Source organism: Halomonas chromatireducens (assembly GCF_001545155.1).
GTDB classification, from domain to species: Bacteria; Pseudomonadota; Gammaproteobacteria; order Pseudomonadales; family Halomonadaceae; genus Halomonas; species Halomonas chromatireducens.
The window spans coordinates 73,395-98,793 of the sequence record NZ_CP014226.1 but is presented as its reverse complement, the minus strand read 5'-3'; the positions used below and the strand labels follow the sequence as shown (position 1 = coordinate 98,793).

Annotated in this window: 21 protein-coding genes and 2 pseudogenes; 8 read left to right on the top strand and 15 right to left on the bottom strand. The window is 64.0% G+C overall.

All coding sequences use genetic code 11. The features are described from left to right. Positions 1-26: 26 nt before the first annotated feature. The 4 genes and pseudogenes from clpB to rluD form a co-directional block, all read right to left on the bottom strand. Entirely contained in the window at positions 27-2,609 is a 2,583-nt protein-coding gene (clpB, locus tag LOKO_RS00440) for an ATP-dependent chaperone ClpB (RefSeq protein WP_066443586.1), read from the bottom strand. A 179-nt stretch (positions 2,610-2,788) separates the two neighbouring features. Then, positions 2,789-3,484 (bottom strand): annotated as a pseudogene (gene pgeF / locus LOKO_RS00435) (peptidoglycan editing factor PgeF); the annotation flags it as partial. Continuing rightward, complete coding sequence (locus LOKO_RS19075; RefSeq protein WP_144439584.1) at positions 3,399-3,671, bottom strand: laccase domain-containing protein; 273 nt, start codon at positions 3,669-3,671, stop codon at positions 3,399-3,401. The pseudogene pgeF and the gene LOKO_RS19075, both read right to left, overlap by 86 nt. Next, complete coding sequence (gene rluD, locus LOKO_RS00430; RefSeq protein ID WP_066443583.1) at positions 3,668-4,627, bottom strand: 23S rRNA pseudouridine(1911/1915/1917) synthase RluD; 960 nt, start codon at positions 4,625-4,627, stop codon at positions 3,668-3,670. The genes LOKO_RS19075 and rluD overlap by 4 nt, the downstream gene beginning before the upstream one ends. Positions 4,628-4,747: 120 nt before the next feature. Here rluD and LOKO_RS00425 point away from each other — a divergent pair, with 120 nt between their 5' ends. Next, a complete protein-coding gene (locus LOKO_RS00425) occupies positions 4,748-5,569 on the top strand; it encodes an outer membrane protein assembly factor BamD (RefSeq protein WP_066443581.1) in 822 nt (273 codons plus the stop codon). Between the two features lie 53 nt (positions 5,570-5,622). On the opposite strand, the gene LOKO_RS00420 is transcribed toward LOKO_RS00425, so the two are convergent. Further along, positions 5,623-7,254: an NAD+ synthase gene (locus LOKO_RS00420; RefSeq protein ID WP_066443578.1), complete on the bottom strand. Its 1,632-nt coding sequence runs from the start codon at positions 7,252-7,254 to the stop codon at positions 5,623-5,625. A gap of 239 nt (positions 7,255-7,493) precedes the next feature. On the opposite strand from LOKO_RS00420, the gene LOKO_RS00415 reads away from it, so the two are divergent. Together LOKO_RS00415 and LOKO_RS20460 are read left to right on the top strand one after the other, a co-directional pair. After that, complete coding sequence (locus tag LOKO_RS00415) at positions 7,494-7,766, top strand: PP0621 family protein (protein WP_066443575.1); 273 nt, start codon at positions 7,494-7,496, stop codon at positions 7,764-7,766. 140 nt (positions 7,767-7,906) lie between these two features. After that, positions 7,907-8,311 (top strand): annotated as a pseudogene (locus LOKO_RS20460) (GspH/FimT family pseudopilin); the annotation flags it as partial. A gap of 14 nt (positions 8,312-8,325) precedes the next feature. Here LOKO_RS20460 and LOKO_RS18465 read toward each other — a convergent pair. From LOKO_RS18465 to LOKO_RS00375, 7 genes are all read right to left on the bottom strand, one after another. Beyond that, positions 8,326-8,721, bottom strand: coding sequence for a hypothetical protein (locus tag LOKO_RS18465; protein ID WP_470303288.1), 396 nt, complete (start codon positions 8,719-8,721; stop codon positions 8,326-8,328). Between the two features lie 300 nt (positions 8,722-9,021). Further along, on the bottom strand, positions 9,022-10,122 hold the full coding sequence (gene hppD, locus LOKO_RS00400; protein WP_066443568.1) for a 4-hydroxyphenylpyruvate dioxygenase: 1,101 nt from the start codon (positions 10,120-10,122) through the stop codon (positions 9,022-9,024). A 261-nt stretch (positions 10,123-10,383) separates the two neighbouring features. After that, positions 10,384-10,692 carry an MTH1187 family thiamine-binding protein gene (locus tag LOKO_RS00395; RefSeq protein WP_066443560.1) on the bottom strand — a complete coding sequence of 103 codons (309 nt, stop codon included), beginning with the start codon at positions 10,690-10,692 and terminating at the stop codon, positions 10,384-10,386. A 43-nt stretch (positions 10,693-10,735) separates the two neighbouring features. After that, a complete protein-coding gene (locus LOKO_RS00390) occupies positions 10,736-11,608 on the bottom strand; it encodes a DUF7281 domain-containing protein (RefSeq protein ID WP_066443557.1) in 873 nt (290 codons plus the stop codon). 66 nt (positions 11,609-11,674) lie between these two features. Continuing rightward, positions 11,675-12,964: a hypothetical protein gene (locus tag LOKO_RS00385; RefSeq protein ID WP_066443554.1), complete on the bottom strand. Its 1,290-nt coding sequence runs from the start codon at positions 12,962-12,964 to the stop codon at positions 11,675-11,677. After that, a complete protein-coding gene (locus tag LOKO_RS00380) occupies positions 12,964-13,590 on the bottom strand; it encodes a condensin complex protein MksE (RefSeq protein ID WP_066452140.1) in 627 nt (208 codons plus the stop codon). Before LOKO_RS00380 ends, LOKO_RS00385 begins: the two co-directional genes overlap by 1 nt. A 26-nt stretch (positions 13,591-13,616) precedes the next feature. Beyond that, complete coding sequence (locus LOKO_RS00375) at positions 13,617-17,297, bottom strand: ATP-binding protein (RefSeq protein ID WP_066443550.1); 3,681 nt, start codon at positions 17,295-17,297, stop codon at positions 13,617-13,619. A 278-nt stretch (positions 17,298-17,575) separates the two neighbouring features. On the opposite strand from LOKO_RS00375, the gene LOKO_RS00370 reads away from it, so the two are divergent. After that, complete coding sequence (locus LOKO_RS00370) at positions 17,576-19,561, top strand: RecQ family ATP-dependent DNA helicase (RefSeq protein WP_066443542.1); 1,986 nt, start codon at positions 17,576-17,578, stop codon at positions 19,559-19,561. 15 nt (positions 19,562-19,576) lie between these two features. Here the strand turns inward: LOKO_RS00370 and LOKO_RS00365 are convergent, their stop codons facing one another. Further along, the gene (locus tag LOKO_RS00365) at positions 19,577-21,136 is read right to left on the bottom strand and encodes a sigma-54-dependent transcriptional regulator (protein WP_066443539.1); all 1,560 of its coding nucleotides are present in this window, start codon (positions 21,134-21,136) and stop codon (positions 19,577-19,579) included. Between the two features lie 210 nt (positions 21,137-21,346). Between LOKO_RS00365 and phhA the strand changes: the two genes are divergently transcribed. The 3 genes from phhA (at position 21,347) to LOKO_RS00350 (ending at position 23,188) form a co-directional block, all read left to right on the top strand. Beyond that, positions 21,347-22,288, top strand: coding sequence for a phenylalanine 4-monooxygenase (phhA, locus tag LOKO_RS00360; RefSeq protein WP_083517352.1), 942 nt, complete (start codon positions 21,347-21,349; stop codon positions 22,286-22,288). A gap of 35 nt (positions 22,289-22,323) precedes the next feature. Continuing rightward, on the top strand, positions 22,324-22,665 hold the full coding sequence (locus tag LOKO_RS00355; RefSeq protein ID WP_066443530.1) for a 4a-hydroxytetrahydrobiopterin dehydratase: 342 nt from the start codon (positions 22,324-22,326) through the stop codon (positions 22,663-22,665). Positions 22,666-22,966: 301 nt separating this feature from the next. Then, positions 22,967-23,188, top strand: a complete 222-nt coding sequence (locus LOKO_RS00350; protein ID WP_410505378.1) for a ComEA family DNA-binding protein — start codon at positions 22,967-22,969, stop codon at positions 23,186-23,188. Between the two features lie 89 nt (positions 23,189-23,277). On the opposite strand, the gene LOKO_RS00345 is transcribed toward LOKO_RS00350, so the two are convergent. After that, the gene (locus tag LOKO_RS00345; RefSeq protein WP_066443524.1) at positions 23,278-24,039 is read right to left on the bottom strand and encodes an SDR family oxidoreductase; all 762 of its coding nucleotides are present in this window, start codon (positions 24,037-24,039) and stop codon (positions 23,278-23,280) included. Between the two features lie 231 nt (positions 24,040-24,270). Here LOKO_RS00345 and LOKO_RS00340 point away from each other — a divergent pair, with 231 nt between their 5' ends. Then, the gene (locus tag LOKO_RS00340; protein WP_066443521.1) at positions 24,271-24,792 is read left to right on the top strand and encodes an FxsA family protein; all 522 of its coding nucleotides are present in this window, start codon (positions 24,271-24,273) and stop codon (positions 24,790-24,792) included. Here the strand turns inward: LOKO_RS00340 and LOKO_RS00335 are convergent. Continuing rightward, positions 24,789-25,085: a hypothetical protein gene (locus LOKO_RS00335; RefSeq protein ID WP_066443518.1), complete on the bottom strand. Its 297-nt coding sequence runs from the start codon at positions 25,083-25,085 to the stop codon at positions 24,789-24,791. The two genes, LOKO_RS00340 and LOKO_RS00335, sit on opposite strands and share 4 nt — an antisense overlap. Between the last annotated feature and the right edge of the window lie 314 nt (positions 25,086-25,399).

The window sequence follows — 25,399 nt, the reverse complement described above, 5'->3', positions numbered from 1 at the left end:
GCCGACCAACTGCGTAACGCTTTGTGTCAGGCGCTGAACGACAATTTCCCGTTCTCGGCGGTCACACGTATCACGTCGCCGGGACGAAACTTGCCCGCCAGCAGATCCTGGGCCAACGGATTCTCGATGCGGCTCTGGATCGCTCGCTTGAGCGGCCGGGCACCATAGACCGGGTCGAAGCCCACCACGGCCAGTTGGGCAAGGGCTTCGTCGCTGACCTCCAGCCCCAACTGATACTCGGCGAGCCGAGCGCGAAGGCGATCAAGCTGGATGCCGGCAATGGCCTGGATCTGCTCTTGCATGAGGGCGTGGAACACCACCACCTCGTCGATGCGGTTGATCAGCTCCGGCCGGAAGTGGTCCCCGACCACCGCCATCACCATTTCCTTCATCTGCTCGTAGTCACTGTCATCACCGCCCATGCGCTGAATGATGTCCGAGCCCATGTTGGAGGTCATTACGATCACGGTATTGCGGAAGTCCACGGTGCGGCCCTGGCCATCGGTCAGGCGACCGTCCTCCAATACCTGCAGCAGGATATTGAAAACATCCGCATGGGCCTTCTCCACCTCGTCGAGAAGCAGCACCGAGTAGGGCCGGCGACGTACCGCCTCGGTAAGGTACCCCCCCTCCTCGTAGCCGACATAGCCGGGAGGCGCACCGATCAGCCGTGCCACGGAGTGCTTCTCCATGAATTCCGACATGTCGATGCGCACCATGGACTCCTCGGTGTCGAAGAGGAAATGGGCCAGCGCCTTGCATAGCTCCGTCTTGCCCACCCCGGTGGGGCCAAGGAACAGGAAAGAGCCGTTGGGGCGATTGGGGTCCGAGAGACCTGCTCGAGAGCGGCGCACGGCGTTGGCCACGGCGGTAACCGCCTCATCCTGGCCGATCACCCGCTCATGCAGTGATTCCTCCATGCGCAGCAGCTTGTCGCGCTCGCCCTCCAGCATCTTGGCCACCGGGATGCCGGTCCAGCGCGATACCACCTCGGCGATCTCCTCCTCGGTGACGTTGGAGCGCAGCAGCTGGTGCCGGGAGGTATCGGCTTCCGCCTCGCTGCTCTCGGCGATCTTTCGCTCCAGCTCGGGAATCACCCCGTACTGTAGCTCCGACATGCGTGCGAGATCGCCCTGGCGACGCGCCTGTTCCAGGTCGATGCGCGCGCGCTCGAGCTCCTCCTTGAACTGCCCCGCCCCCTGAATGCTGGCCTTCTCGGCCTTCCAGACCTCGTCGAAGTCGGCGTATTCACGCTCGAGATCGTCGATCTGCTCCTGGAGGCTTTCGAGCCGCTTCTTCGACGCCTCATCGGTCTCCTTCTTGAGGTGCTCGCGCTCCATCTTCAGCTGGATCAGCCGCCGGTCGAGCCGGTCCATCACCTCCGGTTTGGAGTCCAGCTCCATGCGGATGCGCGACGAGGCCTCGTCGATCAGGTCGATGGCCTTGTCGGGCAGCTGCCGGTCGGTGATGTAGCGGGTCGAGAGCTTGGCCGCGGCGATGATCGCCCCGTCGGTGATATCGACCTTGTGGTGTACCTCGTAGCGCTCCTTGAGCCCGCGCAGGATCGCCACGGTGTCCTCCTCGGAGGGCTCTTCTACCAGCACCTTCTGGAAGCGGCGCTCCAGGGCAGCGTCCTTCTCGATGTACTTGCGGTACTCGTCCAGGGTGGTGGCACCCACGCAGTGCAGCTCGCCGCGGGCCAGCGCCGGCTTGAGCATGTTGCCGGCGTCCATGGCACCCTCCGCCTTGCCGGCGCCGACCATGGTGTGCAGCTCGTCGATAAACAGGATCACCCGGCCCTCCTCCTGAGCAAGCTCCTTGAGCACCGACTTGAGGCGCTCCTCGAACTCGCCGCGGAACTTGGCCCCTGCCAGCAGCGAGCCCATGTCCAGCGACAGCACCCGCTTGTCCTTGAGCCCTTCCGGCACCTCGCCGTCGACGATGCGCTGGGCCAGGCCCTCGACGATGGCGGTCTTGCCCACGCCGGGCTCACCAATCAGCACCGGATTGTTCTTGGTGCGACGCTGCAGCACCTGGATAGTACGGCGGATCTCGTCGTCGCGGCCGATCACCGGATCGAGTTTGCCGCTGGCGGCCCGCTCGGTGAGGTCCAGTGTGTATTTCTCCAGAGCCTCGCGCTGCTCCTCGGCATTGGGGTCCTCGACCCGCTCGCCACCCCGCAAGCTATTGATGGCCGTCTCCAGTGACTTGCGCGTCACGCCGGCCTGGGTCAGCAGCTTGCTCACGCCATGCCGCATTTCCAGCGCCGCCAGCAGCACCAGTTCGCTGGCAATGTACTGATCACCGCGTTTCTGCGCCTCGCGGTCGGTGAGATTGAACAGCTTGATCAGGTCACGGGAGGGCTGCACCTCCCCCTCGAACTGGCTGACCTGGGGCAGGTCGTCGAGATAACCCACCAGGCTGTCGCGCAGCCGGGCAGGGTCGCCGTCGGCTCGCTGTATCAGCGCCTTGACGCCGGTGTCGCTGGCATCAAGTAGCGCCAGCAGCAGGTGGCCGGGGTCGAGCTGGTTGTGCCCACGCCCCACGGCCAATGATTGTGCATCAGCCACGGCGTTCTGCAGCTTGCCGGTAAACTTGTCGAATCGCATTCGATCACTCCTCCATCGGGGTGGCGGCGCTGCTTGGACGCGCCGCTTGGCCCTGTCATATCGCGTTTGACAGTATCAATGGAGTCAGCGTGGCCGGCTTTCAAGTCGCCCGCCAGGGAAAGGGGGTTCAGGTTGACACAGGTCAGGCTATGCCAGAGAGCGGCGCCTGAAAGCCAAGCTCACCTTAGCCAGATCACGCTGGCCATCCGCCCGGTTCGGCCGTCATCACGGCGATAGGAGTAGAAGCGCGACTCGCAGGCGGTACAGAAGTGGCCGCCGCTGACATGAGACACGCCAAGCCGCTCCAGCCGCAGCCGGGCCAGCTTGTATAGATCGCCCATGAAATGACCCAGGCGATAGGGGCTCGGGTCGAAGGCGGCCTCTGCCTCGGGGTGGACCCCAGAGAACGCTTGCTGCACCTCGGGGCCGACCTCGAACTGGGCATTGGAGATCGCCGGACCCAGCCAGGCCATTACCTCTTCCGGTGGCACGCCCAGCGCCGCCACCGAGGCTTCCAGCACGCCGCCGGCCAGCCCGCGCCAGCCCGCATGGGCCACGCCCACCCGGGTGCCCTGCCGATTGCAGAAGAAGACTGGCAGGCAGTCGGCGGTAAGTACCACGCACGCGTAGCTTGAATCGAAGGCCACGGCGGCATCGGCATCGGGCATGGCCTCGGAGTAGCTGGCCTGAACCCGGGCGCCATGTACCTGATTCAGCCACAACAGCGGCCTGTCTCTGTCGACTTCATCCGTCAGCAGCCGGCGGCAGAGCGCCACATGATTGGGGTTGTCACCCACCCGGTCGCTCAGATTGAAACTGGCGAAGTCTCCCTGACTGGGACCGGACTCGCGAGTGGTTACGAAGGCACCGACACTCCGTCAGCAGCCGGCGGCAGAGCGCCACATGATTGGGGTTGTCACCCACCCGGTCGCTCAGATTGAAACTGGCGAAGTCTCCCTGACTGGGACCGGACTCGCGAGTGGTTACGAAGGCACCGACACTCAGGGGAGCCGGCCAGTCCGGCTCGATCAGGGTGGGCTGCAGGTGAGGAGCATCGCTCATAGCATTGCCTCGCGGTCGTCGCGGAGATAGTCGATCAACATCAGCAGATCATCGGGCAGGGCGGCACGAAACTCGACTCGCTCGCCACTGGCAGGGTGATCGAAGGCCAGCTTGCGGGCATGCAGCGCCTGGCGGGGAAAGCCGCGCAGCAAATCCTTGAGCCCCTCACTGGCGCCTGGCGGCAGCTTGAGGCGCCCCCCATAGACCGGGTCGCCGATCAGGGGAAAGCGTTGATGGGCCAGGTGGACGCGGATCTGGTGGGTGCGCCCGGTCTCTAACCGGCAACGTACATGGGTGTGGGCGCGGAATCGCTCCACCACCCGGTAGTGGGTCACCGCGGGCTTGCCGTTGGCGGTGACCGCCTGTCGCTTGCGGTCCTTGGGGTGCCGACCGATCGGCGCATCCACGGTTCCCCCGGCCGTCATTACTCCCACCGACACGGCATCGTATTCCCGCGAGACCGTGCGCGTCTGCAGCTGGTCGACCAGCGCGGTCTGGGCGGTCAATGTCTTGGCGACCACCATCAACCCGGTGGTGTCCTTGTCCAGGCGATGCACGATCCCCGCCCTGGGCACCATGGCGAGCGTCGGGCAGTGATACAGCAGTGCATTGAGCAGCGTGCCGTCGGGATTGCCCGCCGCCGGGTGGACCACCAGCCCCGCCGGCTTGTTGATGACCAGCACTTCGTCGTCCTCATGGACCACGTCAAGGGGAATATCCTCAGCCTCGAAGCGGGTATCATCCTCGAGCTCGGCGACGAGGCGCAGCCACTCGCCGCCAGCGACCTTGTCCTTGGGCTTGCCGGCCAGGCCATCCACCGTCAGGGCACCCTGCTTGATCCAGCCCTTGAGCCGTTCGCGTGAATGGTCGGCAAAGAGCTCTGCGGCAGCCTGGTCCAGTCGGACTCCGGCAAGGGAAACGGGCACTCGTTGCTGGGCTTCCAAAATCTGGGGCATATAGGGGCTATCGCTGGGAAGGCACCGGAGGACTGCGTTTTCACGCAAGGTGCTTTATAGTGGACGGGTTACGGCCAATCCTACCATGGCCGACACGGGATGTTAGACACGAGGATCAGGATGCGCGTTTCCACCATCGCTACACGCCTTGTCGCCCTGCTGCTGGCCACTGCCCTGGTCACCGGTTGCGCCGGCAGGTCAGGCTCGAACGACCAGGACGAGTTCGCCGGCGTCGCCGAACAAGAGCTCTATGAAGAGGCCCGGGAGGCTCTGGAGAGAGGGCGCCACACCACGGCGATCTCTCGTCTCGAGGCGCTCGATACCCGCTTTCCCTTCGGCCGTCATGCCGAACAGGCGCAGCTTGAGCTGATCTACGCCTACTACGAGACGAATGACTGGGAGGCCGCCCGCGCCGCAGCCAGCCGCTTCATTCGCCTGCACCCCACCCACCCTCAGGCCGACTACGCGCTCTACATGCGCGGACTCTCCTCCTGGCAAGCAGGCCGCTTCAGCCTGGAGCGACTGCGCTTGATCGACATATCGAAGCGTGATCTCGGTGCCTCGCGGGACGCCTATACCGACTTCCGTGAACTGGTCAGCCGCTATCCAGACAGCGAGTACGCACCGGATGCCCAGCAGCGCATCGTCTACCTGCGCAACCTGCTGGCGCGGCATGAACTCCATGTCGCCGACTTCTACCTGCGCAAGGGCGCCTATCTGGCGGCCGTGGAGCGCGGCCGCTGGGTGGTCGAGAACTATCCCGAGGCCGAAGCCACCCGCGACGCACTGGCGGTGATGGTGGAAGGCTACCTGGGCCTCGACATGCGCGATCGCGCCCGCGAGGTGCTGCAGGTGCTGATCGAGAACGATCCCGGCAACGAACGGCTGCGCGGCCGAACCTTCCGGCCTCAACATGTCAGCGCCCAGGCACTTTCCGCCTGAGCCACGGCCTGCAATAAAAAAACCGCGATGAGACATCGCGGTTTTTTTTCGGCCTATTCGCCCGGCTGCCAGCCGTTGACGATGGGGTAGCGACGATCACGACCGAAGCCCCGCGGCGTCACCCGCACCCCTACCGGCGCCTGACGCCGCTTGTATTCACAGCGGTCGACCAATTGGACCACCCGATAGACGTCGTCACGATCGTATCCCGACTCGATTATCGCCTCCGCACTCATGTCGCCCTCGATATAGCGCATCAGGATGGCATCGAGCACATCGTAGTCGGGCAGCGAGTCACTGTCCTTCTGGTCCGGCGCCAGCTCGGCAGAGGGGGGACGCTCGATGACCCGTTCGGGTATCGCCGGTGACTGGGTATTGCGCCAGCGGGCCAGCCGATAGACCCAGGTCTTGTAGACATCCTTGAGGGCATTGAAACCACCGACCATGTCGCCATAGAGCGTGGCATAGCCCACCGCCATCTCGCTCTTGTTGCCGGTGGTCAGCACCATCAACCCCTTCTTGTTGGAGATCGCCATCAGCAGCACGCCACGACAGCGCGACTGCAGGTTCTCCTCGGTGGTATCCCGCTGTGTGCCGGCGAAGGTCTCTACCAGGGTCGCCATGAAGGCATCCACCATTGGCTCGATCGGCAGGACCTGATAGCCGACACCCAGCATCCGGGCCTGCTCGGCGGCGTCCTCGCGTGAGATATCGGCAGTGTAGCGGTACGGCATCATCACCGCCTGGACCCGCTGCGGACCCAGCGCATCCACGGCGATGGCAAGCGACAGGGCGGAATCGATGCCACCGGACAACCCCATCACCACGCCATCGAAGCCGCTCTTGTTGACGTAGTCGCGCAGGCCGCTGACCAGGGCACAGTAGAGGCTCTCCTCCGGCTCCTCCGGGGGCTCGATCTCCCCCTCCTGCGGCACCCAGCGCCCACCCTCCTGCACGAACTGGACCGGCATCAGGCCCGCCTGCCAGTAGGGAGCCAATACGCGCAAGACGCCACTGCCATCCACGCAGGCCGAGCCACCGTCGAACACCAGCTCGTCCTGACCGCCGATGGTATTGACATAGACCACCGGAAGCCCCACCTCGGCGGCACGCTGCTCGAGCAGGCGCAGGCGCTCGCCCGGCTTGTCCTGATGGTAGGGAGAGGCATTGAGGGTGAGCAGTATCTCGGCGCCATCATCGCGGGCCTTTCGAACCGGCGCGCCATCCCACAGGTCTTCGCAGATCAACAGGCCGAGCTTCGCTCCCTTGTGCTCGATCACCAGGCTCTGCTCACCGGTAGCGAAGTAGCGCCGTTCATCGAACACCTGGTAGTTGGGCAGCACCTGTTTGGCGTACTCGTCGAGCCATTCACCGTTGTAAAGCAACCCCGCCAGGTTGTAGCCGTTACCCTCCCGGCGTCCGGGATAGCCGATGATCACCAGCACGTCACGGACAACCTTGGCCGCCATCCGGGAACGTGCCTCGCGCAAACGGGTCTCCATGGAAGGTCGCAGCAGCAGGTCCTCAGGCGGATAACCGCTGAGATACAGCTCGGGGAACACCACGATATCGGCACCATGCTCGATACGCGCCTCACGTACGGCCTCGATGGCACGGTCGGCATTGCCGGGAATGTCCCCCACCAGCGGGTCCAATTGAGCCATTACCAGCGTCAAGTCTTGCATGGGCGTAGAAATCTCTTGAGAATCCAATGTATTCATATTGTCCCGCAAGGGCGTCCGGCTGGCAAAGCCGCTCGCCCCAGAGGGAGTTTACGAACCTCACGAGCGACGGCCAGGCAAGACGAAACCCGATGAAAACCAGAGCTTACGCGCTTTTTTAAAGCGCGTTGAGGTTGGTTTCAATATCGCATGGCTAACGTATTAGCTTAGTAGACACCCTCTCATCAGGGAGCCAGAAAAGGATGAACCTATTGCTCATTCGTTTGATCATCTTCGCCGTGCTGTTCTTCGCCGGCCTCAAACTCTACCGCATGTACCGCGAATGGAAGCTCAATCAGGAGGAACTGCTTGAGGATGACAAGCGCCAGGAGGGTGGCCAGATGGTTCGCTGTCGCTGGTGCCAGGTCCACGTACCGGAAAACGAGGCCCTGCGCGACCGGGGCGAGTGGTTCTGTTCCAGCGCCCACCGCGATCGCTACCTGCAGGAGCAGAAGCCCGAGAAGCCCGAGGAGTAAGCACCACCCTCGCCGTTCGCATACAGCCCGTTCGGCAGGATGCCTACACACTCTGTCAGACATCGCTTACGGAAGCCTCGCCAGGCCCGACTAGAGTGAAAAAGCCCATCTGATAAGGGATTTCACTCTGGGAGAGCACCATGCGCACGGACGCTCCAGTCGGCGCCGCCTTGCTCGGCGGTCCCGCTTCTCTGGCCGACCAGCGCGGCCTGACCCTGGTCGAGCTGCTGGTCGCCATTGCGGTCATGACCCTGCTGTTCGGCTGGGCCATCCCCGCCTTCCAGACACTGAGCGCTCGCCAAGAGGTATCGGCCGAGGTGCTGCGGCTCAAGTCGGCACTGGCGTTGGCCCGCAACACGGCCATCGCTCGCCGTGCCACTGTCACCGTCTGCCCCAGCCACGATGCCCTTAGCTGCAACAACGGTGACTGGACGGCCCCGCTGATGGTGATACAGGGCCGTGCCGAAGGAGGCAATATCGGCAGCGACGAGGTGCTCCGTATTCTGGACGACAGCCGTGTGGTATCCGTCAGCTATCGTCAGGATGGTCGGCCGGTGCGCTATGNCATCAGGCGCTCGACCTCGCCGAAGGCCTCGTCCTGGCTCTCGCCCACCCGGACAACCTCGGCGGCCAGCGTCTCGATGGCGGCCACCTTGTTGGCCGGCACCAGGTGCGACAGGCAGATCGTCGCCGGCACGCCGAGCCGCTCGGGCAGGGGATGGGAATAGCGAAGCCCCTCGTTATTGCCCACCACCACGTAGCGCGCACCGGTCTCGCGCCGGATGCGTTCGGCAATGGGCTGGATGGTGGCGCTGGGGTCGGGGTCGTCGAAGGCGGCAATGAGCTCGGGGATGCTGGCCACGCTCAGCGCCACGGCCAGGGCTCGCTGGCCAATCTGGTCACTGATGATCTCGCCCTTGCGGTGGTTGAGGTAGGCGCCCTGGGCCAGCAGCATGCCGGCCAGCAGAACGCCGACCAGCAGCATCACCTGCAGGCGAAAGCTGCGCGTGAGCCAACCACGCCTCGGTCGGCCACGACGCATACGCTGGAGCTCGGCAATGGATTCTCTGCGCGGGGAGGACATGGGCTGAGGCTCGGCGCTGGTGAAAGCATCATTGTCGCATGCTGCCGAAGCCGAGGCACCCCAGCGATTCTGGGCAGTGGGCAAGCCCATCGTTGTCGACCGATAGGCTTGCGGAGGTCAGCCAGCCAGCGTCTGATGCAGCCACTGGCTTACCATTGGATCGTGGATCGGTCAGTCGTCCTTGAGCACACCACGACGGATCTGATCCTCCTCGATGGATTCGAACAGGGCCTTGAAGTTGCCCTCGCCGAAGCCGTCGTTACCCTTGCGCTGGATGATCTCGAAGAAGATCGGGCCGATCACGGTCTCGGTGAAGATCTGCAGCAGCACGCCCTCGTCGGGGCCGCCATCGACCAGCAGGCTCAATTCGCGCAGGTCCTCGACATTCTCCTCGTGGTTGGGCACACGCTGGTCCACCTTCTCGTAGTAGGTGTCCGGCGTGGAGAGGAAGGTCACACCGTTGGCGCGCAGGGCACGCACCGTGGCGTAGATGTCGTCGGTGGCCATGGCCAGGTGCTGGATGCCCTCGCCGTTGTACTCGCGCAGGAATTCGGCGATCTGCGAGGTGTCGTCGGCGGACTCGTTGATCGGGATGTGCATCTTGCCGCAGGGCGCGGTCATGGCGCGGGAGTGCAGACCGGTCTTCTTGCCCTTGATATCGAAGTAGCGGTTTTCGCGGAAGTTGGCGATATCGGTGTAGAAATTCGCCCAGAAGTCCATCTGGCCACGGTCGACGTTGTGGGTCAGGTGGTCGAGCACCTGCAAACCCACGCTGCTGTCCTGCGGGGTGCGGCCGGGGATGGGCTCGAAGTCGATGTCATAGATGGTGCGCCCTTCACTATCGACCTTGTTGTCGACGAAGTAGAGCAGCGAACCGCCGATGCCGCGAACCGCGGGAATGCCCACCTCGTCGGGGCCGACCGGATTCTCCATCGGCTCGGCGCCATGAGCCACGGCGTAGTCGAAGGCCTGCCTGGCGTCGGCCACCTTCCAGGCCATGGCACAGGCACTGGGGCCATGCACGCGAGCGAACTTGGCGGCGTGGCTCTCCGGCTCGGCGTTGAGCACGAAGTTGACGTTCTCTTGCTGGAACAGGAACACCTGCTTGGAGCGGTGCTTGCGGGTCTCGGTGAAGCCCATGCGGTTGAACAGCGCACGCAGTTCCTCGATGCCCTCGGGGGTAGGGGCGGTGTACTCGACGAACTCGAAGCCGTTGGTGCCGATGGGGTTGTCTTGGCTGATGGGGGCGACGGTCTTGGCAGGCGCGTTCATAGAAATTCTCCAAGGGTTTGGCCAGGGTTTGACACAGTTGTTATGGGCGCCCTGCGGCGCCGTGATGTGCCCCCAGCCTAGTGCCCCGCCGCTCCCACCGGAACGTCCGGACACCCCCTTACTACCGCTGTCGTCGTCGGCTCCACCCCGGCCACCGTAAAGCAATGCTTACACCCTTCCGAAGCCGGCCTGTCGCGCCAGTAGACCGGTTCAAAAACCTGACAGGGCGTAACGAAATCCTGACACCTCAAGTATTGGGAGTCACATTTGACCGCCTAGCTTGTCCTCCACGCTGGTTATCTTGTCGCCCATGCTCTGCTCGCGGTCGGTCCGGGTCCCCAGCTTGATGGTGGTGGTGATGCGCGGCGCACCCATTTCATGCACCACTTCATGGCAGCGTTTTACCACCGCCATCACCTCGTCCCAGGGCCCCTCGATATTGGTGCCATAGGCGTGCATATGATGCTCGAGGCCCGATGCCTGGATGACGCGCTGGCAGGCGGCGATCTGCGGTGAAACCGATACCCCCACGCCCAGTGGGACTACGCAAAGATCGATGATGACGTTCATGGTGAACCTCTTTTCAGCCTTGGCATGGTGTCAAATATACCCTTCAACCAAGTGGCACGGGGGTCAATTCACTACCGAACCACTGCTGGAGCAGGCCTCGCTGATCACTGAGCAGAACTTTCAGGTAGTTGGTGAGCGGATGATCTGCGGGCAGGCTGCCGGCCAGATCACGCAGTGCGGACTGGTACTCCTGCTGCTTCGCTGGCAGGTGCTCAGCATGAGCGCTCTGTGCAAGCGCTGCAAACGGCGGCAGCAGCAGATGGGTGGCGCGGCTTGAGATGGCGAGACTGACACCCTTGGCATCGAAGTCCCCCAGGTAGAGGTGTATCTTTCCGGTGCTCGCCCAGGCCTCGGCCACCTTGGGGAAAGCACCACCATAGAAGCTGTCGCCGCGGTAGAGTACCAAGGGGCGGAGCCATTCAGTCAGGGGTGGAATCACTGGGTCGAAGGCGTAGAAGCCATCGAGGTTCTCGACCTGAACCAGCACATCGAATTCGGATAGCGCGATATCGCGCCAATCGAGATCGAGAAAGTCACGGGCCTGGCTTTCAAGTCCTGACCGAGGAGCGCCAGCGGGCAGGCTGGCCAGCACACGGTTCTCACGTGGACTTTCGCGCACACTCTTCTCTTCGCGATTGCCGAACCGAGCCTGCTCGCTGCTTGTCAGTCCGCTCAGGGCAGTGTGGGTTGTGGGATGGCCCAGGGCCGCCAGGGTGTCATCGATCTGCGCCAATAGCTCACGATCGAGGTAGAGTCGATCGTGGGTCAGTCGTAAGCCAAGCTCGATATCATGCTCCCGACACCAGGCCACGATCTCATCCACTACCTTGCTGCGGCGTTTCGCCAAACGGGGAGCACCCTGCAATGACTGAGTGGCGTCACGCAGCAGGTTCCTGGCGCGGGGTGAAAGAATCATTTGACCTCCTCCTTACAGCACCTTTTCCAGAACCTTGCTACAGAGCCTGGAAACAACACCGGCCACCTACCGCGCCTCTCGTCGGACCGCCTGCGGAGTCTCGCTCCCACCGCCCCAGGAGAGCTGAATGATGACGTCGTGGATCAATCGCAGGTGGTTGAAGGGGCTGGCCTGGGTCTCCTGCTGGCGCAACCGGAAGGCCCGCTGTTCTCCTCGCGGGAGGCCCTGATGCTCGGCGATAACCTGAAACAGCCAGATCTCTTCGCCCCACTCGAACTCACCCTCCTGCAGGTACTCCAGCGCGCTGAGTGGCTCACCGCCACGATCCACCACCGAAAGATAGAAGCGCTCCACGTCCTCCTTGAGCGCCTGGTGGCGAGTGGCCACCAAGGTGTTCTCCTGCAGCGCGGCGACACCAGCGGCGGTGACCGGTTCGGGTCGCGACACGGGCCTGGGCAGGCCATGGAGCAGATCGGTCAGTACGCGGGGGTCGCTGTCGTGGTCCAGGGCGGCGGCGCCAGCGGCAATCAGTGGCGCCGCGCGGTTGACCAGGGTTGGCACTTCGCTGCGCCGGGCGTAGTTGCCTGGCGCGAAGCCGGGATGCTCGCGCAGGAAGGCGGCCATACCTGCCACCAGGCGGCTGCGCGACTGCTGCTGGCGAAAACGCGCCAGCAGCTCGATCATCCGCCGCTGCACCTCCCGCAGGCTGGTGTAGTGCTGGGTGAGCTGCTGCTGCAGCCCGCTGACCAGCAGCTTGCGCAGGGCGCCATCGCCACCTACCAGCTCGATCAACTCGGTGAAATCGATCAGTTCCAGGCCATCGAGCAAGCGCACGATCTGCTTCTGGGCGCGCTCATTCTCGCGAATCTTGTCGCCCAGGTGGCTGACGAAGCCGAAGTCGCTGTTGAGACGCCGCCACAGGCTATCGATGGCGTCGGCAAAGCGGCCGTTGAGGTCATCCACTTCCTGGCGCAGGCGCAACAGCTGCTGCTCCTGGCGCCAATATTCGCCCGCCTCGCGGGCCTTCCGGTAGCTCTGCACCAGGCTACGCAGAAGCTCCAGAGTCTCGGCCACGTCGGCGTTCACATGGCGGCGGGTCTCGTCGGCCAGCATCTCGGCGATCAGCTCGCGCACCTTGGGGGCGAGCTTGACCCCACCCTGCTCGTCCGGGCGCCACAGGATCCGTGCGGCGAGTAGCCGGTTCAGCGCGGTCTTGCTCAGCCCAGCCAGCGGCACCTCGTCCCGGGCATAGCCAGCCATCAGCGCCTCGGCGTGCTTTCCAAGCAACGCCAGGCGCTCGGCGCCAGTGCTGATCAGGCGGCTCTCAAGGGCGTGGGGGTCGCTGGCACCATCCATCACAACAGGCTCTCCTGGCTGGAAGGTGCCTGGTCGTCTATCGGCAGGTTCTCCTCGTCGCGAATGAAACGTACCAGGTCGATCAGGTAGTCGATCTTGGCGGTCACCACGAAGTACTGCCGGTCGGCGTGGGGCTGGAGCAGGTAGCCATGCTCCTTGAGACGCTTGAAGACCTGCTTGATCTGGGCGTCGAGCTGCTCGCTCTGGGAGCCGAAAAAGGGGTCAGTCGCCAGACGTTCGAGACGCTCGCGCAGGCCCTGGTTATCCTCGCTGCGGGAGCTGAAGTCAGCGGGCTTGAGGACGTCGCCGGGAGCGGCCAGGCCGTCACGCCCCAGCGTTTCCTGCACCAGCTGAAGCCACTCCAGCAGCGGTAGCAGGCTGTTCACCGTGTCGGCCAGCTGGCGCGAAAGCTGCTCACGGGCGGACTCGTCAATGATGCGCCAGGCGAGGAAATAGACACTGCCCTCCTCGTTGGTGGCCAGACGACGATTGAGCGGGCGCAGGTAGCTATCGAGATGCTCGCGCGTCTCGTCATCTTCCAGCTTGCGGAAGGCGCTCTCGTCGCTCACCGCGCAGATGAACTCCCCGGTCAATAAACGTTCGAGCAGGGGCCCCAGTTCAACCATCGAGTGTGCAATCATTGCGCGCTCGGTCATGAGGCGACCTCCTCGGCGCGGGCCTGCAGGCGCTGAGCCAGCCGGCTCAGGCGCGGTTCAATGCGTTTCAGGCGGCGCTTGTCCGGGGCTGCATCGTCGCGGTCGATCAGGTAGCGGTTGTGGAACAGCAGCAGCACATCCGACTCCGGGTTGGGAAAGGCGCCGACGATATGAATGCGATTGTTGTCGCAAGCCTCGAACAGCTTCTCGACATTGTGGTAAGCCAGGGTACCGATTTCGTCGATGGGCCAGTGGATGGCAATCTCGGCCTGTCCGCGCAGCAGGCGGGTGAAGGCGAGCAGGAACTTGCACAGGATCAGGTAGGCCATGCCGTGGCTGGAGGACTCCAGCAACTGGCGATCGTTACGAATCACCAGGTCGGTGCCACCCTCGCTGAGGTGCAGCTCCAGGCGCAGCAGGCTCTCGAAGCTGTATTGCTGGTCGCTACGCAATAGCTCCACGACATCGGCCAGGGCATCCAAATAGTCGTCGCTTGGCAGCGGCTGGCCTGATTCGCGCCACTCACGGTAGCGCTGGGCGAAGCGCTTGAGCGGCTCCCAGAAGCCCAGCTCATCGATAGTGGATTGGATCTTCACCTCGGCACGGCCGATGCCCTCCAGCTTCAGATCGTCGGCCACCTCATCGGAAAGGCGCCGGCTCTGGGCGTTGATGCGTCGGTTGAGGTCACGGAACACCGTGAAGAACTTGTCCAGATCATCGCTGAGATTACGGCCCTCCTGCAGCAGCTGCTGCTGCTGCCCCTCGAGCAGTTGAAGCATGTCGCGCAACACGCCGAGCAGGCGACGCGGACTGGGATCCTCGAGCTTGGCGCGCTCGGACTCCAGGGCATCCTGGAAATCGGCGCTGGCGCCCTTGACTAGCTCGACCTCGATCTTCTCGCAGCCACGGCGCAGCTCGTCCAGCGTCCGGGCGTGATCGCCCAGCGCCTGACGAGCCCGCTCGATACGCTCAGCGGCATCGCCAGGGGCCTCACTGATGGGTTCGGGAGCCGGTGCCACGGCCAAGGCCGCGAGCTTGTCGAGTAGCGGGGCGAGAGTCTCGACCAGCGCCTGCTCGGCATCGCGCCTGGCCTTGAGGTCACGGACCGCGGCCTGGTGTTCCTGGCTGGCCGCACGGAAGTCGGCCCTGTACTGATCACGCTCGCGCTCGGCTGCCTGGTGCTCCCGGGCGAGCGACGCCTCCTTCTCTACCAACCGCGGCTTACGCTCGCCCCATTCCACGCGCATGAAGCGGGTGTACTCGTTCAGCTCTTCACGCCGTCCCTCGGTCGTTCGAATGCGCTTGCCAAGCATGTCGAGTCGCGAGCGGGTCTCGTTGAGTCGCAGGGTGTCGACGCCCTGCTCGGCCAACTCCCGGTCGAAAGCGGCCTCCAACTCCTCGCGCTGGCGGCGATTTTCCTCCTTGAGCTCACCGAGCTGGCGGCGATACTGCTGGATCTGCTGCTCGAATCCGGCCAGCCGGCCCTGGTAATCGGCGGTGAGTTCGAGGCGCTGGGCATGGTGGGTATCGGCCAGAGCGTTCAGTGCCTGGCGCTGCTCGTCGCGCAGCACGTGCTGTACTGCCTCCTGCTCCTCCATGGCCTCACGGCAGGCCGCCTGGCGAGCCTGCTGGGCGGCGGCGTGGCGCTCCTGGCACTGACGGCGTGCCTGCAGGGCGTACTCCACCTCTTCACCTGCACGGCGCTGAGCGCTGCGCGCACGGTCGAGGCGAGCAGACACTTCCAGCACTTTCTCATGGCGCGCCTTGAGCACTTTCTCCGACGCTTGAACCGCAGCCTGTGCCTCGCGGAGGGCATGGTCAGCGGCCTCGATCTCGGCCAGCAGGCTGGCTTCGTCCTGGGCGTAGTCGGGCAACGCGATGGCCGCCAGATCCAGCGCCAGCCCAAAGAGGTCGTCACTGGCGTCATCATTGAACTGGGGGGCCAGGTCGCGGCGTTCGAGCAGTTCCGGGGCGATCACCTTGCCCAGGGTCTGCTCCCAGCCCGGGCGGTGGTGGCGCAGGAAATGGCGCAGGCTGCCCTGGGCGGGGTCGCGCTGGATCAGCAGGGCGTCGTGGTGAACCTCGGCGCGGGAGCGCTGCGCCCGGGCCAGTTCCAATTCACGCTCGGCGGCCTCCCGCCCAGGCTTACGCTCATCGAGCTCACCCCGCAAACTCTCGACGACAGTCGCAGCGGTGTGCTGATCGCTCTGGACCTGATCGACGCGGGCCTGGACCTGCTCGGCTTCGCGGGCCTCATTTGGCGTCTGGGCGTTGTGGGCAAGTTGCGCCTTGAGCTCTGACAACCTGGCGGTGCCCTGCTCCAGGCGAGCGCGGTAGTCGTCATCCAGAGTCTGGCGGCGGGCCTGATAGTCGGTCTCGAGCCGGTGCTCGGCCTCGCTCTGTGCCTCGCGGCAGGACTCCTTTTCCTCTCCCAAGGCGTCAATCAACGCCTGGACCTCGTCGCGGTGCTGCTCGAGCAGATCACCCAGTTCCACCAGGCGTGCCTCGAGCCGCGCCTTGCTCTCCTTGAAGGCATGTTCCATGACCTCAAGGTGGTCGCGCAGCTGTTGCTGCTGTTCACGCCACTGGGGCAGCGCCTTGAGGTCCTGCTCGAGGCCGGGCATGTCGGCCTCCTCGAATGCCTCGAACCGCTGCTGCAGGTCATCGAGATCGTGTCGGGTCTGATCCAGATCGCTGTCTAGCTGGCTTATGCGTTCGTTGAGGGTGGCGCGGGCTTCCTCGTAGTCCTGCTCACGGGCCTGGAAATCTCGCTGGCGCTGGGCCAACTGCGCATCGAGGTCGGCTTGGGTGCGCTCGGCGCGGTGGCGGTCAGCCTCGAGCTGAGGCCCGAGCTGCCATAGCGATGCCTCGAGATCGGCGATTTCACGATCCAGGCTCTCCAGGGTGGCCAACGAGCGCTGCAGGGGCTCCAGCCGCATGGACTGGCGCATACGCGCGATCCACTCCCGCGCCTTGGTGTTGCGGATGCGGGTAACCGGCAGTTCGACACCGTCCTCCTCGAAGATTGCCGCCAGCATGGTCTTGAGGGTGTCCATCTTGCCCTCCTTCGCATGCACCGCCGAGACCAGCTTCTCCATATGGCGGATGCGTTGCCCGGGGCGCACCAGGCTGAAGCGGGCGGCGACCTGGCGCAGACGCAGCCCGTCGCGACTGTTGCCCCGGGGCTGGGAGGGAACGGACTGGGTGAAGTCATTCTGAATCACCGACCGGTACTCGGAAGTGGCGCCAAGCTTGGGCGATAGCGAAACGCCCTGACGACGCAGGCCATTGGCCCACTGGGCGTAGTCCAGAGCGGAAACGCCGGCGTCGCTCTCAACCAGGTAATCCTCAGGGCGATAGGGGGCGCCCACGAAGCGGTACTCCACGCCACCCTCGCCCTTGCGGGTCAGCACCGCCTGGCAGACGTCGCCTTCCTCGCGACGATACTCATAGATCAGATAGCTGTTGCGGTGCGGCAGGTAAAAGGCGTCGAACTTGAGCCTCGTCTTTGGTACCACCCGATTGGGTAGCTCACCGAAGAACACCGGCACCAGACGCTGCAAGGTGGTCTTCCCCGAGGCATTGGTACCGCAAATGTTGGTGTGGCCATCCACATTGAGTTCGATGACGCCTTCGAGGTGGCCGTGAATCATCACGATGCGTAGCAGGTGAGCCATGCCGCGTCCTTGAGCAGATGATGTTGTCGCAAACGGGCATTCTACCCACTGTACGCGAGCAGGACTAACCGATTGTTCCCATCATTCCGTCGCGACATGCCTTGCCGGAAAGCACGCCATCCAGGCGCAGCCCCAAGAACACCGTGCCGGTGATGGCAACGATACACTCGCGGGATCGGACACTCGTCGAAGCCGACGATATGCGAGAATATTCGGTGCCACCCGGTGGTCGTCATGATCCCGGATTTCAGGCCAATAACAGTGCAGGGAGCGCCTACATGATTGAACAGACGTTACAGCAGGTCTTCGGCTACGGCGATTTCCGCCCCGGCCAGCGCCCGGTGATCGAGGCGATAACGGCGGGCCGTTCGGCGGCGGCGATCTTTCCCACCGGCTCCGGCAAGTCGCTCTGCTACCAGTTGCCCGCCCTGCACCTGCCCCACCTGACCCTGGTCATCTCGCCGTTGCTGGCACTGATGCAGGACCAGCTGGCGTTCCTCGCGCGCCACGGGATCGCCGCCGCCAGCATCGACTCGGGCCAGAGCCGCGAGGAGGCCGCCGCCGTGATGGAGGGCGTCAAGCGGGGCGATATTCGGATCCTGATGATATCGGTGGAACGGCTCAAGAACGAACGCTTCCGCGCCTTCATCCGCCGCGTACCGATCTCGCTGATGGTGGTGGACGAAGCCCACTGCATCTCGGAGTGGGGCCACAACTTTCGGCCGGACTACCTCAAGCTGCCCGACTACCGGCGCGAGTTCGGCATTGCCCAGGTACTGCTGCTGACCGCCACGGCCACCCCGCGGGTGATCGCCGACATGCGCTCGCGTTTCGACATCGCCGAGAGCGACGTCACCGCCACCGGCTTCTATCGTCCCAACCTGCATCTGGAGGTGGCGCCGGTGCCGGCCGAGACGCGCCCGCGCCGCCTGGTCGCGTGGCTGCGACCCAAGCTCGACGCCCAGCCCCCCGCGCCCACCATCGTCTACGTCACCCTGCAGCAGACCGCCGAACGCCTGGCCGCCTACCTGAGCAAGGCCGGGCTCCCCGCCACCGCCTACCACGCCGGGCTCGACAGCGAGATCCGCGAGCGCATCCAGCGCGACTTCATGGCGGGCCAAATGCCCTGCATCGTCGCCACCATCGCCTTCGGCATGGGCATCGACAAGGCCGACATTCGCAACGTGGTGCACTTCGACCTGCCCAAGTCGATCGAGAACTATAGCCAGGAGATCGGCCGGGCCGGCCGCGACGGGCAGCCTTCCGACTGCCTGATGCTGGCCGGACGCGATCACCTCAACGTGCTCGAGAACTTCGTCTTCGGCGACACCCCGGAACACTACGGCATTCGCCAGGTGATCGACGAGGTGGTCGCGGTGAGCCGGGGCGGCGCCGGCAGCCAGTGGGAACTGATGCTCAACAGCCTCTCGCAGCAGAGCAACATTCGCCCACTGCCGCTGAAGACCCTGCTGGTTCAGCTGGAGCTGCGCGGCATCATCGCCCCGCGCTACAGCTACTTCGCCGAATACCGCTTCCGCCTGGGCGAGGAGCCCGAGGCACTGGTCGCCCGCTTCGAGGGCGAGCGTGCCGCCTTCGTGCAGGCGATCCTCGACGCCTCCCAGCGCGCCCGGACCTGGTACACCCTGGATTTCGAGGCACTCGCCCGCCTGGGCGGCGAACGGGGCGTGAACACCGAGCGCGGCCGGGTGATCACGGCACTGGACTACTTCGTCACCAAGGGCTGGATGACGCTGGAAAGCAAGCAGATGACCGAGGTCTACGAGGTGCTGCGCCAGGACATCGATCCGGCCGCCCTGAGCGATGAACTGCATGGCTATTTCCGGGACAAGGAGCAGACGGAGGTGGAGCGACTCCACGCCATGCTGGCCCTGTTCGAAAGCGAGGCCTGCCTGAGCCGTCGCCTGGCGGAGTGGTTCGGCGATGACCGAGTGCCACAGCACTGCGGCCACTGCTCCGCCTGTCACGGGCAGGTCGCCCGCCTGCCCCAGGGCGAGGCGCCACCACCGCTGGCAATCGACGCCGTCGAGGGGCTGGCGGGCGAGCTGATCCAGCAGCTCGCCGCCAGCCAGGATCGCCATCCGCTCACTCCCGACCTGATCACACGCTTCCTGTGCGGCCTCACCACGCCGCTGCTCACCCGACTCAAGGCGCGGCGGTTAGCCGGCTTCGGTGCTCTGGAGGCTCACCACTACGCCGAGGTGCGAGAGCTGGTGGTCCAATCGGGGCTCAGCCCTACAACCTGACCTGCCAGCCTGACGCTATCCGTCCGAGCCGATGCCGTGGCGGTTCAGCTTGTTGGCAATGGTCGTATGCGAAACGCCCAGGCGCTTGGCCAGCTGGCGACTGGAAGGATGGTGCGGATAGAGCGTTGCCAGTACACGCCGCTCCACCTCGCCCATGATATCCGCCAGGGTGCCGTCCAGATCCATGCCCGAGAGTCCCGGCGCCTCGCCCACATCCGGCAGCCGCAGATGAGAGGGCTCGATGGCCTCGCCTTCACAGAGCGAGACCGCCTGGAACAGCACGTTCTCCAACTGGCGTACGTTGCCGGGCCAGTGGTAGGCGGAGAGCCGGGCCAGGGCCGCCGGTGACAGCGATGGCGCTCGGCAGCCTATCTGCCGCGCGGCCCGGTCGATGAAATGATTGGCCATCGCCTCGATGCCATCCAGGCATTCCCGTAGCGGCGGAACCGCCAGCGACAGCACGTTGAGGCGATGGTACAGGTCATGGCGGAAATGGCCTTCGGCGCAGAGCCCTGGCAAATCCTGCTGGGTGGCACAGATCACCCGCACGTCGAGGTAGGTCTCCTCGTCGCTGCCCACTCGGCGAAAGCCGCCATCCTGCAGGAAGCGCAGCAGCTTGACCTGCAGCCGCGGACTCATCTCGCCCACCTCGTCAAGGAAGATGGTGCCACCCGCCGTCAGCTCCAGAAGCCCCAGCTTGCCTTCGGGGCGCGCGCCTTCGAAGGCCCCCGGCGCATAGCCGAACAGCTCGGTCTCGGCCATGGATTCCGGCAATCCGGCGCAGTTCAATGCCATGAACGGCGCCTGCCCCCGGGAGCTTGCCAGGTGACAGGCCCTGGCCAATAACTCCTTGCCGGTGCCGGTCTCGCCCTGGATCAGCAGCGGCGCCTCCAGCGGCGCCATGCGACGCGCCTCACGAATCAGCGACGCCAGCCTGGGACTGGCCTGGAACAGCGCATCGAAGCCGCGCAGCTCCTGACGCTGGACTTGGTAGATCCGCTCACCGATACGATCGACGCTGTGCAGGGTCACCACCGCCCCGGCCAGCGACGCCACGTCATCGAGGTGCTCCCGGTGCAGTGGCGCGATATCGGCCAGGAAGGTGGCGTCGCGCAGCGTGATACGCAGGCCGTTGACCCGTGCGTTGTTGCGGCGGATCAGTGCCGGCAGATCGATATCCGGCAAGTAGCGGTTCAGCGACAGGCCCGGCACTTCGTCGATGCGGACACCAAGCAGCTGGCCGGCTGCCCGGTTGGCCGCCACGATATGCCCCTCCATGTCGATGGACATCACCGGGTCTGAGAGCGACGACAGCAACGCATCGAGCTCCAGGTGGCGACGTTCGCTGGGCATCAGGTTGACCCGGCGGACGCCGAACACGCCGGGTACGGCTTCCAGAACCGGCTTGAGGGTCGCAAGCTGGGCGTTGAGCAGATTGGGTACGTGCAGATAGATGGCGTTGCCGTGCTCTCCCCCCACCTCCCCGCGCGCCACGTTGAGCCCATAATCGACGAAGTGCGACACGATATCACGCAGAATGCCGATGCGATTCTGGCAGTGGAACCTCAGTCTCATCAGGGTGTACTCGAATCAGAAACGGGCAAATGGTTGGCGTGGCCGCGACGCCGGGAAAGAAAGGCGTCAAGCCATCGTGACTCTACCGTCAAGATAACGTGACACTCGCGCAACCTCAAACCAGCCTGCCCGGGACTTCTCCCCCTCAAGGCAAAGGGTTAATTCTATTGTAAGGTTTTCTTTACAGAACGACCCGCGCATTACACCTCGATGAGGCGTAATGCGGGCGCTTTCCCGCTGCGTACCTGTCTAGACTCGAAGCCATTCCAAGGCACGTACAACAGTCACGAAGACAATCATAAACCGCCAGCGGGAGATCCCATGACGTCATCCAACGCTCATCTCAGCGATGTTGCCAGCAAGACCGGCTATCGCGCACGCCTGCCCGACGAGAGTGGCCATATCGCCTGGTCGGAGCAGGACAACGCCACCTGGCAGACACTGATGCAGCGCCAGCTCGGCATGATCGAGGGACGCGTCTGCCAGGAGTATCTCGACGGGCTCGAGCGGCTGGCCCTGCCGGAAGACCGGGTACCCCAGCTCGCCGATATCGACCGGGTACTCAAGGCCAGCACCGGCTGGGAAACCGCCCAGGTGCCGGCGCTGATCCCCTTCGACACCTTCTTCGCCCTGCTCGCCAGCCAGCGCTTCCCGGTAGCCACCTTCATTCGTACTCCGGAGGAACTGGACTACCTCAAGGAGCCGGACATCTTCCACGAGATCTTCGGCCACTGCCCCATGCTCACCAACCCGGCCTTCGCCGAATTCACCGCGACGTATGGGCGGCTGGGTCTGGCGGCATCGCCCAAGGAGCGGGTCTATCTGGCTCGCCTCTACTGGATGACGGTGGAGTTCGGGCTGGTGGACACGCCGGCGGGTCGACGCATCTACGGCGGCGGCATCATCTCCTCGCCCAAGGAGACCCTGCATGCCCTCTCCGATGCACCGGTACACGAGCCATTCGACCCGGTCGAAGCACTGCGCACGCCCTACCGCATCGATATCCTGCAGCCGCTCTATTACGTGCTTGACGACCTCAAGACCCTGCACGACCTTTCCCAAAAGGACATCATGGGCATGGTGCAGCAGGCCATGGCGCTGGGCCTGCACGAGCCGCTCTTCGAGCCGGCCCCCAAGCGCACCAAGGCATGAACAACGACAACCCCCGACGACGACAAGGAGACGGCATGAGCCAACTATCCGAACAGCAGTGCGAAGCCTGCGGCTGGGACGCCCCCCATGTGAGTGACGAAGAGATTCAGGCCTACCATCGCGATATCCCCGAGTGGGAGATCGTCGAACGCGATGGCGTCAAGCAGCTCGAGCGCGTATTCAAGTTCCGCAACTTCAAGCAGGCGTTAGCATTCACCAACCGTGTCGGTGAGATCGCCGAAGAGGTGGGCCATCACCCCGCCCTGCTCACCGAATGGGGCAAGGTCACGGTGACCTGGTGGTCCCACGAAATGAAGGGCCTGCACAAGAACGACTTCATCCTGGCAGCCCGTACCGACGAAGCCGCCACCGAGTAAGCCCCCGCCCCTCGCTTACCTGCGCTTAGTGCCGGTTCAGTTCTCGCCCGACCCGCCTGCTGGCGGAGTCGGGCGAATTTATGTGTTTTCGCACAAATGGCGTCGCAAATGTCGACCACGATAATCGGCTTTTTCTTACATAGAAAACCGTCATATACCGACCCCGTCATCGCCCCCTTTCTTATAGCGTTTAACGGGACACGTCAGGTGTCACAAAACACGATACAAAAGGAGAAGAAAAATCATGAAAGGAAACATTCATGGGGCGGCGCTCGGCTTGATTCTGTGTGTACTGCTGGCCATGGCCTCCACGGCCCAGGCCCAGGAGTTGGCGCCAATCAACGTCAACACGGCAGATGCCGAGCTGCTGGCCGAACTGCCAGGCATCGGACCCAGCCGGGCCGAAGCCATCATCGAGGAGCGCGAGACCAACGGCAGCTTCGAGAGTGCTGACGACCTTACACGAGTCAGCGGCATCGGGCCGGCGACGGTGGAGGCGTTCCGCGATCAAGTCGAATTCTGAGTATGGGGGCGCTACCTTGAAACGCGACGAGGCCGGCGGTTTTCACCGCCGGCCTCGTCGTTCAGCCCTTACCGCTTAGCGGCATGCACTCAGAGGCGCAGCCCACCATCGCATTCGATCACGCGGCCGGTGAAATAGTCGTTCTCGAAGATGAATGACACGCTCTGGGCGATGTTGTCCGGATCCCCGAGCCGCTTGAGCGGCACACCCGCGGTGAGCTTCTCCAGCATGTCCTCACGCATCGAGGCCGTCATGTCGGTCTCGATGAAGCCCGGCGCCACGGCACCCACGCGAATCCCGTAGCGCGCCAGCTCCCTGGCCCAGGTGGTGGTCAGCGACACCACGGCGGCCTTGGCTGCGGCATAGTTGCTCTGGCCCATGTTGCCGGCCCGCGAAATGCTGGAGATATTGACGATGACGCCTTCATGGCCCGCCTCAACCATCTGTGAAGCCGCTTCACGGCCGCACAGGAAGACCCCGGTCAGGTTGACGTCGATGACCTGTTGCCACGCCTGCAGGGACATGGTCTTCTCGACCTTCCCGTCCTTGGCCTTGACCAGCAGCGCATCGCGCAGGATACCGGCATTGTTGACCAGGCCGCTGACCGGCCCCAGGGAGGCAGCCACATCCCCGAAAGCCTGCTTGACCGATGCTTCGTCGGCCACATTGACTTTAAAGGCACCTGACTTGATGCCTTCGCCATGAAGTGCCGATACCGCCTGGTCCAGTGCGCCGGAATCCATGTCGAGCAGAGCCAGCCTGGCACCCTGCTTACCCAGGCGACGTGCCATGGCGAAGCCCAAGCCGCGAGCCCCACCGGTAATGGCGATGACAGTCTTGTCCAGTTTCATAGGATTCCTCAGGAAATGGTATGCAGCGGCATGAGCGCCGCCCGTCATTATTTGTTTCGGCTCTCCTGCTTTTTCGGCCGCAATGGTGGAAAGCTTTAGTCCCACCTTAGCATCTTTGTGCAATGCAGCAAATGATAGCCCGCTATCAAGCTCTCCTTTCGTGCCTTCGCCAGGCTTGATTTTCACCAATTTGCCCCCATCCTTTCGGCAACCGTCCCTCCCGGAGCCGTCATGCCTTTACTGCTTATCTTCACGCTCTTTGCCCTGCTCGATTTTGTCATTCTGTTTTCGGTGGGCAGCAACATCGGTCTGCTGACCACGCTGGGGCTGGTACTGGCCACCGGTTTCGCCGGGCTCTACCTGATCCGCCGGGAAGGCACCGCCGCACTCTCACGTGCCCGTCAACGCATGGAGCTGGGGGAGCTGCCTTCAAGCGAGTTGCTCACCGGCGCGGCGCTGATCTTCGGTGGCGCCCTGCTGCTGGCCCCCGGCTTCCTCTCCGATGCACTGGGCTTTCTCTGCGTCATCCCCGGGGCCAGGCGCCTGCTTGCCAGGCTGCTCGCCGCGGCCCATGTCCGGTTGCAGGTAATGGCCGCACGCCGAGATGGCAAAGGACCAGGTCAGGCCGACGGCTGGCAGCAAGCCCGAGGCGAACAGGCAGGCAAGGATCGAGGACACGGCCCGGGCCAGTACGATAACGGTGAGCGGCCGCTGGAGGGAGATTTCATCAGCCGTGACGAGACGAGTCGCTAAGTCACTGTGTCGATGAGGCTCATTGCATAAAAAAAATTCGTTCTGACCCTTGAAAGGGATTTGCTCGGCCCCATTTCACGGTCAGCACCAGGCTTCGGTGCCGAGCAGCGCTCGGCACCTTCGACAAGGAAGGCGTCCTCGCCTCCACCTTCCAGGTGACTGGAAGGGTGAAGATGAACCGCCATGTCTTTAATCATGGCACTGCAAACCATCAGGGAGCGGTCAAAGGCGCGTCGATTGGCGGCGCCGGTCAGGTGATCGCGGCTGGCTTCATGAACCAGCGCCTGCTCCACCTGCTTGCGCTCGGCGATATTGTGAAAAACCGACAGCGCCGCTCTTGCCGGCTGCCTTCAGCGTGGCGTGCATTCTACCGTCTCCGGCGCTTCTGTCAATCGCGAATCTCATCAGCCGACCCGGAAAAACCAAACAGAAACAAGCACTTTCTCCACTTCCACCGCCGGTAACGTTTGCCCGTTGCCGGCAGCGGATGCGTACTTTACGGGCTGGGGGCCGCGGCCGCAAGGACTTTTGTCAGAAAATTTCACCGCCCGCCCGAAGCGCCCGCCCACAGGCGGTTTCGGGCGAGTGGCTGTGGACATGTGGACGC